The organism is Flavobacterium sp. UBA7682, from assembly GCF_002482945.1.
Classification (GTDB): Bacteria; Bacteroidota; Bacteroidia; order Flavobacteriales; family Flavobacteriaceae; genus Flavobacterium.
In genome coordinates this window covers 33,636-47,534 of sequence record NZ_DLGY01000040.1, presented here as the reverse complement: position 1 = coordinate 47,534, position 13,899 = coordinate 33,636, and the positions used below count along the sequence as shown (strand labels likewise).

The 13,899-nt window shown below is 35.3% G+C and carries 12 protein-coding genes; 9 read left to right on the top strand and 3 right to left on the bottom strand.

Going from position 1 to position 13,899, the window contains the following annotated elements; all coding sequences use genetic code 11:
* Both B3C16_RS11720 and B3C16_RS11715 read left to right on the top strand, forming a co-directional pair.
* A partial coding sequence (locus B3C16_RS11720) for a T9SS sorting signal type C domain-containing protein (protein WP_291131879.1) occupies positions 1–295 on the top strand: 295 nt, incomplete at its 5' end.
* Positions 296–335: 40 nt separating this feature from the next.
* Positions 336–560 (top strand): signal peptidase, encoded by a 225-nt coding sequence (locus B3C16_RS11715; protein ID WP_121311663.1) that lies wholly within the window; start codon positions 336–338, stop codon positions 558–560.
* Between the two features lie 93 nt (positions 561–653).
* Here B3C16_RS11715 and B3C16_RS11710 read toward each other — a convergent pair whose 3' ends face one another.
* Complete coding sequence (locus tag B3C16_RS11710; RefSeq protein ID WP_291131877.1) at positions 654–2,243, bottom strand: peptide chain release factor 3; 1,590 nt, start codon at positions 2,241–2,243, stop codon at positions 654–656.
* Between the two features lie 254 nt (positions 2,244–2,497).
* Here B3C16_RS11710 and B3C16_RS11705 point away from each other — a divergent pair, with 254 nt between their 5' ends.
* The 7 genes from B3C16_RS11705 (at position 2,498) to B3C16_RS11675 (ending at position 11,745) form a co-directional block, all read left to right on the top strand.
* A complete protein-coding gene (locus B3C16_RS11705; protein ID WP_291131875.1) occupies positions 2,498–4,489 on the top strand; it encodes a peptidylprolyl isomerase in 1,992 nt (663 codons plus the stop codon).
* Positions 4,490–5,338 (top strand): peptidylprolyl isomerase, encoded by an 849-nt coding sequence (locus B3C16_RS11700; RefSeq protein ID WP_121311661.1) that lies wholly within the window; start codon positions 4,490–4,492, stop codon positions 5,336–5,338.
* Entirely contained in the window at positions 5,301–6,728 is a 1,428-nt protein-coding gene (locus tag B3C16_RS11695) for a peptidylprolyl isomerase (protein ID WP_121311660.1), read from the top strand. The genes B3C16_RS11700 and B3C16_RS11695 overlap by 38 nt, the downstream gene beginning before the upstream one ends.
* A gap of 68 nt (positions 6,729–6,796) precedes the next feature.
* Positions 6,797–7,750, top strand: a complete 954-nt coding sequence (locus B3C16_RS11690; protein WP_121311659.1) for an AAA family ATPase — start codon at positions 6,797–6,799, stop codon at positions 7,748–7,750.
* A 43-nt stretch (positions 7,751–7,793) separates the two neighbouring features.
* Positions 7,794–8,147 carry a hypothetical protein gene (locus tag B3C16_RS11685; protein ID WP_291131870.1) on the top strand — a complete coding sequence of 118 codons (354 nt, stop codon included), beginning with the start codon at positions 7,794–7,796 and terminating at the stop codon, positions 8,145–8,147.
* A gap of 51 nt (positions 8,148–8,198) precedes the next feature.
* Positions 8,199–9,314 carry an acyltransferase family protein gene (locus B3C16_RS11680; protein WP_121311657.1) on the top strand — a complete coding sequence of 372 codons (1,116 nt, stop codon included), beginning with the start codon at positions 8,199–8,201 and terminating at the stop codon, positions 9,312–9,314.
* A 166-nt stretch (positions 9,315–9,480) separates the two neighbouring features.
* Positions 9,481–11,745, top strand: a complete 2,265-nt coding sequence (locus B3C16_RS11675; protein WP_291131867.1) for an aconitate hydratase — start codon at positions 9,481–9,483, stop codon at positions 11,743–11,745.
* 53 nt (positions 11,746–11,798) lie between these two features.
* Here the strand turns inward: B3C16_RS11675 and B3C16_RS11670 are convergent, their stop codons facing one another.
* Complete coding sequence (locus B3C16_RS11670; RefSeq protein ID WP_121311655.1) at positions 11,799–12,176, bottom strand: hypothetical protein; 378 nt, start codon at positions 12,174–12,176, stop codon at positions 11,799–11,801.
* A gap of 163 nt (positions 12,177–12,339) precedes the next feature.
* Positions 12,340–13,788 carry a glyceraldehyde-3-phosphate dehydrogenase gene (locus tag B3C16_RS11665; protein ID WP_121311654.1) on the bottom strand — a complete coding sequence of 483 codons (1,449 nt, stop codon included), beginning with the start codon at positions 13,786–13,788 and terminating at the stop codon, positions 12,340–12,342.
* Positions 13,789–13,899 lie beyond the last annotated feature (111 nt).

The window sequence follows — 13,899 nt, the reverse complement described above, 5'->3', positions numbered from 1 at the left end:
ATTCTCTTCTCGTTTTGAGATAGTCTACCAATTGTCTTTAGGTGTTGATACACCAATATTTAATGATAACCAAGTAGTTGTTTACCAAAATGAAGCTAATGATTTAGTAATTAATACTGGTAATGTGATAATGTCAGATGTAAAAGTATTTGATATAAGAGGTAGATTATTATCAGAAAGTAAAGGAATCAATGCTTCACAAACCACTATAAAAGCTGGTCAGACCAATCAAGTATTATTGGTTCAAATTACTTCTCAAGAAGGGTCGGTTGTGACTAAAAAAGTAATGAGATAATGTTTATTTAAAAAAATTAAAAAACCATCAAGTAATTGTTATGAAGAATATTTTAAAATTATATTTAGTCGCTTTTTTATTAGCTTCAGATTTTGTTGCTTTCGCACAGCCCGGTGACGGTGATGACGGTGGTGGTGGTGACGGAGGTGTTGAAGGTGGAGGTGATCCTCAACCGGCACCAATAAATGCAAAGTTAATTTTGTTGCTAATTGTAGGTGTTTTGTTTGTTTTTTACACCTATAAAAAGAATAGAAGAACTGTTTAAATTTAAATAGAATTTCAATAAAAAACCATCCATTATATTCATGATTTGAGTAAAATGGATGGTTTAAAATTTTAACTGTACAACTTTTTGGAACTAGTCAAATTCTGAAGTAAAATACAACTTCACATTAGGAAACTTGCTTTGTGTCATTTGTATTGTGAATTCTGAATCGGCCAAGAATACCAATTGACCATATTTGTCATGTGCCAAGAATTTTTGCTTGATTCTTTTAAATTCTTTAAATTCTTCACTCTTAGGATCAGTTGGTTTTACCCAACAAGCTTTGTGTACAGGGAAATTCTCATAACTGCATTTAGCGCCATATTCATGCTCCAAACGATATTGGATTACCTCATACTGTAAAGCACCAACGGTTCCAATAATTTTTCTGTTGTTCATTTCTAAGGTAAATAACTGCGCTACACCTTCATCCATCAATTGGTCAACACCTTTGTCTAATTGTTTAGATTTCAAAGGATCGGCGTTATTAATGTATCTGAAATGCTCCGGAGAAAAACTCGGAATTCCTTTGAAGCTCATTACTTCTCCTTCAGTTAAAGTATCTCCGATTTTGAAATTTCCGGTATCGTGTAAACCCACAATGTCTCCGGGATACGAAATGTCAACAATCTCTTTTTTCTCAGCAAAGAATGCATTCGGACTGGAGAATTTTAAATTTTTATTAAGTCTTACGTGCGTGTAAGGTTTGTTTCTTTCGAATGTGCCCGATACAATTTTGACAAAAGCCAATCTATCGCGGTGTTTCGGATCCATATTGGCGTGTATTTTGAACACGAAACCGGTCATTTTTTCTTCTTCAGGATTCACCAATCTGGTTTCTGATTCTTTTGGTCTTGGCGTTGGCGCAATTTCAACAAAACAATCGAGCAATTCTCTAACGCCAAAATTATTCAAAGCCGAACCAAAAAACACCGGTTGCAAAGTACCCTCTAAATAACTTTGTCTGTCAAAAGCCGGATACACTTCTGAAATCAATTCCAATTCTTCTCTTAGTTTTACCGCCGGTTTTTCACCAATTATTTTTTCCAATTCCGGACTTTCAATGTCTGAAAAAGCAATCGTATCTTCTATGTTTTTACGACTATCACCACTAAAAAGATTGATGTTTTGTTCCCAAATATTATAAATTCCTTGGAAATCATAACCCATTCCGATAGGGAAACTCAAAGGCGTAACAGTCAAACCTAATTTTTGTTCGACTTCATCCATTAAATCGAAAGCGTCTTTTCCTTCACGGTCTAACTTATTGATGAAAACAATAATTGGAATCTTTCGCATTCTACAAACTTCAACCAATTTTTCGGTTTGTTCCTCAACACCTTTTGCAACGTCAATAACAACTATAACACTGTCAACAGCAGTCAAAGTTCTGAAAGTATCTTCGGCAAAATCCTTGTGACCAGGTGTGTCGAGAATGTTAATTTTTTTGTCTTTATAATTAAAAGCCAAAACCGAAGTCGCTACCGAAATTCCTCTTTGGCGCTCAATCTCCATAAAATCGGAAGTGGCTCCTTTTTTTATTTTATTGTTCTTCACCGCTCCGGCTTCTTGAATTGCTCCACCAAAAAGTAGTAACTTCTCTGTTAGTGTAGTCTTTCCGGCATCGGGATGCGAAATAATTCCAAAAGTTCTGCGGCGTTGTATTTCTTTTAAAAAACTCATGATTTTCGATAAATTGTCTGCAAAAATACTATTATTTACTCATTATTTAGGCATGTATTTTGGCTCAGTTTTCTTTAATAAAAAATAAGGTAAAAGTTCTGTTAATAAAATTTTGTTAATAGTAGGCTCGATACTTGTATAATGTGTTTGAATTGTTACTTTTGTTGATTGTTACCTTGATAAACCAAAGCACTTTTGGCTGTTCAAAAAAACAAATATTTAATTGTAAAGTTTTTAATAGAAATTATAAAAGCATGAGTTTAAAACAGTTTTTTTTAGGATTGTTCTTTTCAATGTCAATTGCCGGATTTGGGCAAAATAATTCAAAAGAAGTTTTGTTTACGGTCAATGATAAGCCTTATTATACTGACGAATTTGCAAGGGTTTACAAAAAAAATCTCGATTTAGTAAAAGACGAATCTCAGAAAGATTTAAACCAGTATTTAGAGCTCTTCGTTGGTTACAAATTAAAAGTCAATAAAGCCTATAAATTAGGATTACAAGACAATCCAAAATACCAAAATGAGTTAAAATCTTACCGAACTCAATTAGCCAAAAACTATTTTAACGATACTAAAATCACCCAAGAATTGGTTGAAGAAGGTTATAATCGTTTGCAAAAAGAAGTGAGAGCTTCTCATATTCTTATATTAGTTGATGAAAATGCATCTCCTGAAGACACTTTAAAGGCTTATAAAAAGATAGAAGACATCAGCAAGAAAGCACTAGCGGAAGAAAATTTTGGTGCTTTAGCTGTTCAATATTCTGAAGATCCATCAGCTAAAGAAAACAAAGGTGATTTAGGTTACTTTTCAGCTTTCAGAATGGTGTATGCTTTTGAGAATGCTGCCTTCAACACGCCAAAAGGGAAAGTTTCCAAAATTGTCAGAACCCGTTTTGGATATCATATCCTTAAAGTGGAAGATATTAGAAATAACCGTGGAGAAGTTACGGTAGCGCATATCATGGTTTTGAAACCAAAATCAAAATCTGAAGACGAAGACGAAGACGAAGACGAAGAACAAGATCAAGCAAAAAATACCATTAATGAGATTTACAAAAAAATCCAACAAGGTGAAAAGTTTGAGGATTTAGCCAAACAGTTTTCTGAAGATAAATCGTCTTCTTCAAAAGGTGGCGTTTTGAATAAATTCAGCTCAGGTCAACTAAGTTCGGAAGAATTTGAAAATGTGGCTTTTTCATTGTCAACACCAAATGAAATTTCGACACCATTCCAATCCCAATTCGGATGGCATATCGTTAAGTTAATCCAAAAGCATCCGGTGCGTACCTTGGATGAAATGAAAATTGAGTTGGAAGGCAAAATCGGTAAAGATGACCGATCTAAGAAAATAACTGCTTCTCTAAATGAAAAATTAAGAAAAAAATATACCCATAAAAGAGACAATAAGCAATATGCTATTCTTTCGAAATTGGTTACCAATGATTTTTATGACGCAAAATGGAAGCAACCGGAGAATACTAAAGACTATACAGCTGCATTGTTAACGATCAACAATAAAAAAATTGATGGTAATGCATTTTTAGAATTTGTAGACAAACAGCAAAAATCAGGCTTGGCGGTTAAACCTATTGCTAAATTGGTTGATGCTTTGTATGAGAAATTCTTAGACAATCAATTGACGGCTTATTATGATGAAAATCTTGAAGTTGAATTTTTAGAATTTGCCAACGTAATGGAAGAATACCGTGATGGTTTGTTGCTTTTCGACTTGATGGAAAAAGAAATTTGGGAAAGAGCCAAAACAGATACGATTGGTTTGCAAAAATTCTACGAAGAGCACAAAACAGAACACCAATGGAAAAACAGAGTGGAAGCTACAATTCTTTCGTCTACTAAAATGGATGAGATTAAAAAAGCATTGGCTTTGTTAAAGAAAGGAACAGAAGTACAGGCAATCAAAGAAAAATTAAATATTGGAAATGTAGTCAACGTAATGAGCAATAGCGGCGTGTTTGAAGAAGGAAATGACGCTTTGCCAAAAAGTACGAAGTTTGAAGTAGGTATTTCAGATATTCAAAAAGAAGGAGAATATTATTTTGTTACCAAAGTGGACAAAGTAATGCCAAAAGGAATTAAAACTTTAGACGAATGCAGAGGAAAAATAGTGAATGATTATCAGCAATATCTGGAGCAAAGATGGGTTGATGATTTGAAACAAGAATTTGTGGTTAAAGTCAATAAAGATGTTTTTGAAAAAGTAAAAAAACAGTTGAATCCATAAATGATTAGAAATAGCCTTTTCTTAATAATGGTTTTGTTTTGTTCTTGTAATTATTTTCAACCGGAACAAAAAACGGAATCCATTGCCAGAGTCGGAAAAAGTTATTTGTATAAATCTGATATCGCTACTTTAGTTCCTGCCGGAACTTCAAAAGAGGACAGCGTGCTTATGGTTAGAGATTTTATCAATCGTTGGGCAAGTCAAAAATTGCTTATTGAAGCCGCCGAAATAAACCTAAGCGAAAAGAAAAAAGGAGAATACAACGCTTTAATTAAGCAATACAAAATAGATTTATATACCAAAGCGTATATAGAAGAAGTGGTTAAAAATACCGTAGATACTTTAGTAACACAACAAGAGTTAAAAAAATACTACGATGAAAACAAGGAGAATTTTAAAACCAACGGAACCTTAGTTCGACTGCGGTTTGTTAATTTGGCTAAAGATAATCCTCGTTTTGCCACCATAAGAAGCAAGTTCTTTGATTATAATAAAAAAGACAAAAAGTTTTGGGACACCTATGCTTTGCAATTTAAAAGCTTTGCTTTGAACGACTCGATTTGGGTTGACATGAGTCAGGTTTATGCGAAATTACCGGTAATCAATCCGGATAACCGAGATGAATTCATTCGGCCGGGAAGAAAGGCGGAGATTCAGTCAAACGAAGATGTCTATTTAATCAAAATTACCAATGTGATTGATAAGAATCAAATTTCGCCGTTTGAATACATCAAACCCACTTTGAAAGAAGTTATATTGAACAAAAGAAAATTAGAATTAATAAAGAAATTTGAAAAAGAGATTACCGATGATGCCATTAAAAACAAGGATTATGAAATATATAAATAGCCAACTCATAGTAGCCGTTATTGCTACAATTATTACAGTTGGTTCAACCAATGCTCAAGAAATAATTAAGGATTCTGTAAAAACAGTTCAGCCAACCAAATCCTCAAAAAAGGTTAAAGTCGACGGAATCATCGCTACTGTTGGTGATTATATTGTTTTAGATTCAGATATTGACAAATCATTTTTAGAATTATCAAGCCAAGGGCAATCTATTAAAGACATTACCCGTTGTCAAATGTTGGGCAAGTTATTGGAAGAAAAATTATACGCACACCAAGCCATTCAGGATAGTATCGTGATTAAAGATGAAGAGGTTAAGGAAAAAATGGCCGAACAAATTGGTTACATGGTGGAGCAATTGGGCACAATGGATAAGGTGATAGACTATTTCAAAAAAGACAATGAAGAAGATTTCAGAAGTGAGTTATTTGATATCATCAAAACCAATAAATTGACCATGGAGATGAGAAAAAAAATCATCGATGGCGTTGAAATCACTCCCGAAGAAACCCGTAATTTCTTTAAGTCTATTCCACAAGATGAGTTGCCGGTTTTTGGTGCTGAAATGGAAGTAGCCCAAATTGTAATTACGCCTAAAATTTCTCAAGAAGAAAAACAAAGAGTTATTAACCGATTAAAAGAAATCAAAGCAGAAGTTTTGGCAGGAGCAAGTTTTAAAACCCGAGCCGTAATTTACACTGATGACAAAGCCTCTGCGCCAACAGGTGGTTTTTATAAAATCAACAGGAAAACACAATTCGTAAAAGAATTCAAAGATGTGGCTTTTAGTTTAGGTGAAGGCGAAATTTCAGAACCATTCGAAACGGAATATGGTTATCATATTATCATGGTCGAAAAAATTAAAGGACAGGAAGTTGAGTTGAGACATATTTTAATGATGCCAAAAGTTTCTGACCAAGCTTTGAAAGACGCTAAAGAAAAAATTCTTACCATCAAAAATAAAATCGAAAGCGGTGAAATCACTTTTGCCGAAGCGGCCAAAACCATGTCAGACGAAAAAGAAACCAGAGCTAATGGCGGAACGTTAATCAATCCAAAAACACAAGATACGCATTTTGAGTTGACTAAAATGGATCCGAGTTTATACAGCGAAGTGTCTAATTTAAAAGACAATGCCATCACGTCACCAATTTTAGATGATGATCCAAGAACCGGGAAAAAGTATAAAATTATTACCGTAACCAATAGGATTAATGAGCATACCGCTGATTATTCCAAAGATTACATCAAAATCAAAGATTTGGCACTAAAAGAAAAACAAATCAAAGCCATTGGAAAATGGTCTGAGGAAAAAATCAAGGAAACCTACGTTAAAATTAATGGAGAATACCAAGATTGTTTGTTTATTAATAACTGGCAAAAAAAATAAGTGTAATTTAGAACTTTCAAATCCTAATTTCGAACCTTCGAGACTTAATCTTAAAATCCTAAATAATCATGTCTGATGTTGCTGCCATTCAAAATTTAGTTCAAAAACGTTTAGAGCTTAAAAAAGAAATTGCTAAGATAATCGTAGGTCAAGACGATGTGGTTGACCAAATTTTGCTAAGCATATTTTCCGGTGGTCACGCCTTGTTAGTTGGTGTTCCCGGTTTGGCCAAAACGTTAATGGTAAACACCATCTCACAAGCTTTAGGCTTAGATTTCAAGCGCATACAGTTCACTCCCGATTTGATGCCTTCTGATATCTTAGGAAGTGAGATTTTGGATGAAAACAGACAGTTCAAATTTATCAAAGGACCCATTTTTGCCAATATCATTTTGGCCGATGAGATCAATAGAACGCCACCAAAAACCCAAGCCGCTTTATTAGAAGCGATGCAGGAACGTTCGGTGACGATTGCTGGTCAGAACTATAAATTAGCCTTGCCTTACTTTGTTTTAGCAACGCAAAATCCAATTGAGCAAGAAGGAACTTATCCTTTGCCGGAAGCGCAATTAGACCGTTTTATGTTTGCCATAAAATTAGATTATCCATCATATCAAGAAGAAGTACAGGTCGTAAAAAGCACTACTTCGGATGAAAAACCGGTCATCAATCCGTTGTTTTCGGCTCAAGAAATTATCGATTTTCAACACCTAATTCGTCGCGTTCCGGTGGCCGATAATGTAATTGAATATGCGGTAACTTTGGTTGGAAAAACGCGCCCGAAAGGAAATTTAGCGTCTGAATATGTCAACAATTATTTAGATTGGGGTGCAGGACCTAGAGCTTCTCAGAACTTAATTTTGGCTGCCAAAGCCAATGCAGCTTTTAATGGTAAATTCTCTCCCGATATTGAAGATGTAAAAGCGGTTGCGACCGGAATTCTTCGCCACAGAATCATCAAAAACTACAAAGCAGACGCCGAAGGAATCACCGAAGAAATGATTATTGATAAGTTATTGTAATAATTTCGATTTTTTTTTCGTTATCTGTTTTTAAAATAGTTTGATGATGAAAAAATATGTACTCGTTTTACCCGAATTGATTCTTTTAGGATTAAGTGCTTATTGGTTTCTCGAAAATCTTATCGGTGGAAATCATTTTAATCCGTTTGCTTTTGGCGTATTCATAATACTCTTACTTCAAGTCTTCTTTCAAAATAAGTTTGTTGGTTTTTCAGTGGCAACCCTTATTTCGTTGTTTTCCTTGTTTATGGTTTTGGCGGTAATTTCAGAGTTCAATGATTTTCCAACAGCATCAGCTGAAGCGTTTCAATTGCTGGGTTTTGGATTGTTTCTGTGCTTTTTGGGATTCAGTTCAGCCATTGCGATATTTTATAAATTTCTGCCTAAAGTTTTTTAGCACTTCCAATTGATATTGCCTATTTTAGTGCTTTAAAAATAAGGCTGAAATATGTTAGCTAAACAAGAAAGTTCCAGAGTTTTCGGCCTCGACTTAATGCGAGCTATTGCCATATTGATGGTCTTATTTGGTCATTGCGTTTGGATTATTCCTGAAAAAGACAACCTTTTTTATCAATTACTCCTTTTATCAGGATTCTTTGGTGTCGAAATTTTCTTTGTCCTCAGTGGTTTTCTCATCGGTAAAATTTTGTACCAATTATATCTCAAAGAAGATTTCTCTATCAAAACCGTTTTCTACTTTCTCAAGCGAAGATGGTTTAGAACTTTGCCTAATTACTTTTTGATCTTATTGGTCAATTTGGCAATTGCCAGTTTTGTGGGTTATGTTGCATCGTCTTGGTGGAAATACTTCTTTTTCCTTCAAAATCTAAACACTACCATGTTGCGTTTCTTTCCGGAATCATGGAGTTTATCGGTGGAAGAGTTTGCGTATGTTACGTTGCCTTTTTTTCTTTTAATTATCGGAAGTTTAATTAAGTTCAAAAATAAATCACGTTTTTTCTTCCGGTCAATCATCACACTTATTCTGATTTTTTTTTGTGCCAAAGTAGTTTATCAAAATACAACGCTTAATACGACTTTAACCCAATGGAATCTTTCGCTTAAAGCTGTTGTAATTTATCGCTTGGACAGCATTTTTATTGGTGTTTTGTGCAGTTGGATTTATTTGAATTATACTTCGTTTTGGCAAAAAAGCAAATCGATATTTTTCGTTTTAGGAATGCTTTTATTTTTTTTTCTATTTGTTGGCATTGGCTTTTTAGGCTGGATAATTGAAGTAACGCCAATGTTTTGGAATGTTTTTTATCTTCCTTTAATGTCAGTCGGAGTGGCCTGCTTTTTACCTTTCTTGTCGGAATGGAAAGAAGAAAAAGTACTGTTCCAAAAACCGGTTACTTTCATTAGTTTGATTTCTTATTCTATTTATCTCCTTCATTACAGCGTGATTTTGTTCTTGATGAAACAATATATTTTTATTGATAGGCATAATAATATTCATTTGATTGCTTTTTTAAGTTCCTATATCTTAATTACCATCCTATTGAGCTATTTTTTATATCGATTTTATGAAAAGCCAATGATGAATTTAAGAGATAAAAATTAAGAATAGTCAGTTTTTGACTTATATAATATGTTATTGTTAAAAAACACAGACCAAAAATTGCTATTTACTAAAACATTCTTCTGAATCAACATATTTTATTAAAAACTTTTTAGAAGTATAACGTTTTCGTAAATTTGCAATGCAAACAAATTAACCAAATTTTATTATGGCTTTTGATATTGAAATGATTGAAAAAGTGTATGCTACTATGGCTGCTCGTGTCGATAAAGCACGCGAGTTAGTTGGTCGTCCACTTACCTTATCTGAAAAGATTTTATATTCACATTTATGGGAAGGAATGCCTTCTCAATCCTTCACTCGTGGAAAAGATTATGTTGATTTTGCACCCGATAGAGTGGCTTGCCAAGATGCAACTGCACAAATGGCATTATTACAATTCATGCACGCCGGAAAAAAAACAGTGGCTGTTCCAACTACAGTTCACTGTGATCACTTGATCCAAGCCAAAGTAGGTGCTACAACTGATTTAGCAGTAGCTAATTCTCAATCAAAAGAAGTATTTGATTTCCTGTCTTCAGTTTCTAATAAATATGGAATTGGGTTTTGGAAACCGGGTTCTGGAATTATTCACCAAATTGTTTTAGAAAATTATGCCTTTCCTGGCGGAATGATGATTGGAACCGATTCACACACTGTTAACGCCGGTGGATTAGGAATGCTAGCGATTGGTGTTGGTGGTGCTGATGCCGTTGACGTAATGTCGGGCATGTCATGGGAATTGAAATTTCCAAAACTAATAGGCGTGAAGTTGACTGGAAAATTAAACGGTTGGACTTCTCCAAAAGACGTAATCCTTAAAGTAGCTGATATCCTTACCGTAAAAGGTGGGACAGGTGCTATCGTAGAATATTTCGGTGAAGGTGCCACCAATATGTCTTGTACCGGAAAAGGAACGATTTGTAATATGGGTGCCGAAATTGGAGCAACGACTTCGACTTTTGGTTACGATGATTCTATGAGAAGATATTTAGCGGCAACGGATCGTCAAGATATTGTGGATGCTGCCGATAAAGTAGCCTCTTACTTAACAGGTGATGCGGAAGTTTATGCTAATCCGGCTGATTATTTCGACCAATTAATCGAAATCAACCTTTCTGAGTTAGAACCACATATTAACGGACCGTTTACTCCGGACAGAGGAACACCGGTTTCAAAAATGAAAGAAGAAGCAATTGCTAACGGTTGGCCTTTAAAAGTAGAATGGGGATTAATTGGTTCTTGTACCAATTCGTCTTATGAAGATATGGCTCGTGCAGCTTCTATCGTTGAGCAAGCAGTTGCCCACGGCATTACACCAAAAGCCGAATTCGGAATCAATCCGGGTTCAGAACAAATCCGTTACACCATTGAAAGAGACGGCATCATCGCTACTTTCGAGAAAATGGGAACTAAAGTATTTACCAATGCTTGCGGACCATGTATCGGACAATGGGATAGAACAGGCGCTGACAAAGGCGAAAAAAATACTATTGTTCACTCTTTTAACAGAAACTTCTCCAAACGCGCGGACGGAAATCCAAACACTCACGCTTTTGTAACGTCACCGGAAATGGTAGCGGCATTAGCAATCTCAGGAGATTTGACTTTCAATCCGATTACAGATACTTTGTTGAATGACAATGGGGAAGAAGTAAGATTGAACCCGCCAACTGGTGATGAATTGCCAAAAAGAGGTTTTGATGTGGAAGATGCAGGATTTCAAGCGCCGGCTGCTGATGGTTCATCAGTTCAGGTAGCAGTTTCTCCAACTTCCGACCGTTTGCAACTTTTAGCGCCATTTGATGCTTGGGATGGAAAAAATATTTCAGGGGCTAAATTGTTAATCAAAGCCTTTGGAAAATGTACAACCGATCACATTTCTATGGCCGGACCATGGTTGCGTTTCCGTGGTCACTTAGATAATATTTCAAATAATATGTTGATTGGAGCAGTTAACGCTTACAACCAAGAAGCCAATAAAGTAAAAAATCAATTAACCGCTGCTTACGATGCAGTTCCTGCAGTGGCTCGTGCCTATAAAGCGGCTGGAGTTCCATCAATAGTTGTGGGTGACCACAATTATGGAGAAGGTTCTTCACGTGAGCATGCAGCGATGGAACCACGTTTCTTAGGGGTTAAAGCGGTATTGGTAAAATCCTTTGCTCGTATTCACGAAACGAATTTGAAAAAACAAGGAATGTTGGCTTTGACTTTTGCTAACGAAGCGGATTACGATAAAATCCAAGAAAACGATACTATCAATTTCTTAGACTTAACTGAATTTGCTCCGGGTAAACCATTAACTCTAGAGTTTGTTCATGCCGATGGTTCTAAAGATACTATCTTAGCTAACCATACTTATAACGATAGTCAAATTGGTTGGTTTGTTGCAGGTTCTGCTTTGAACTTGATTGCAGCCGGAAAAGCGTAACAAGAGAAATTATATTTCATAAAAAAAGCTCAACATTAAGTTGAGCTTTTTTTTTATTTTATGTTCTTTTTGAAAATTTCTTTATGACCTGAACACCAACTCACAGATTCATAGTAAAAATCAACTGCGGTTAGATTGTCTTTCTTTCTTATGACGCATCTGCCTGTGACATCTGCTTCATCTCCATATACAGTGATTTTTGTATCACTCTTTAATTTCTTATCTACATACATATCATAAATCTTGGTGGCAATCTCTTGACGGATTGTCATTTTAGAATTAAATGTACTTATAATCACTGTGCCGTTTTTATTTCTGGCTACATATTCCATACCGTTGTGACCGTAACTGTAGGTTGTTACTTTTGGATCTTCACTATCAGAAAAGGCAAAACAAGTCAGTACTAAAAGACTAAAAATGGTTTTTTTCATAAATGTTTAATAATTGGGGCTTAATTTTGAAAGGCGAAAAATAGCAATTTTTTTTATATGCAGGTTGTTTGTCGATGAAAAATGCATAAAATCTATTAAAATCCAAAAAAAAATCCGTTTAATCATACAAGACTAAACGGATTCGTTTTTGAATTAATAACTATTAATAATAAGTGTAACGTCTTACTTTGGCAATATATTTGGCCAAACGAATTACTTGATGGCTATAGCCGTATTCGTTATCATACCAAACATACAATACTATATTTTTTCCGTCACCGGAAACTATCGTAGCATTACTGTCGAAAATAGATGGTGCTGAAGTCCCAACGATATCTGAAGATACCAATTCATTGTTCAGTGAAAATTTGATTTGTTCTACTAATTCGCCTTCTAAAGCATACTTTCTCATAATGGCATTTACTTCATCAATGGAAGTGGCTGCGCCAACTTCTAAATTCAAAACCACCAAAGAACCATTTGGAACAGGAACACGAATTGCATTGGAAGTTAATTTTCCGGCCAAACTTGGTAAAGCTTTCGCAACAGCACTTCCTGCACCGGTTTCAGTGATAACCATGTTCAAAGCGGCAGCACGACCACGACGGTATTTTTTGTGCATGTTGTCTACCAAATTTTGGTCATTGGTATAAGCATGAATCGTTTCTAAATGTCCTTTTACAACCCCTAAAGTTTCTTCAACTGCTTGTAAAATCGGAGTAATGGCATTCGTTGTACAAGAAGCAGCAGAGAAAATGTCTACGTTATCCGGATTGTGATCGTTGTGGTTTACCCCATAAACGATATTCGGAACGCCTTTTCCCGGTGCCGTCAATAATACTTTGCTTACCCCTTTGGAAACCAAATGACGTTTCAAAGCTTCTTCTGTAGTGAAAGCTCCGGTGTTGTCTATAAGTAGCGCTTCTTCGATACCGTATTTTGTATAATCAATTTCTTCCGGAGAAGCAGCTGTTATGATATGAACAGTAGTTCCATTAATGATCAAAGCATTGTTTTCAACATCGGCCTGAACGGAACCTTCAAAATCACCGTGAACCGAATCATAGCGCAATAAAGAAGCTCTTTTTTCTAACGAAGAAGCATCATTTCGGTCACGAGTTACAATCGCACGAAGGCGCAATTGTTGTCCTTTCCCAATTTTGCTCATCATTTCACGCGCCAATAAACGTCCGATACGCCCAAAACCATACAAAACCACATCTTTTGGTTTGATGTTTTTAGAGTCTTTGGCATTTTTTAATTTGTCAATTACAAATGCCCTGGCGTCGTGGTATTTGTTGTCTTCTAAATGGTATTCGTAAGTCAGTTTGCCGATGTCAATTCGCGAAGGCGGTAAATCTAAATTCAGAATCGCTCGAGCAATTTCAACCGAATCAAATACATTGATTGGCTTTTGAACAAATTCTCCGGCATATTCATGCAAGTTGATAATGTCGCTAACATTTCTATCGATTAATTGGTTTCTGAAAAGAACCAACTCGATAGATTTGTCATACCATAAATCGCTGATAATCTTGATGAATTCTACGCCTGCCTTTCGCCTGTCGGCTTGAAATGATAATTCCTTCTCGTATAAAGTGTTGCTGTTCATAAAAAAGAAAAGAGTTTAGTTTGTGTTGATTATTCTGAATTCATTTCAGAAATTTTTATTTTGGCGCAAAAGTATAAAATAGAAGCGTTTTACGAAAACGATTTCGTAATT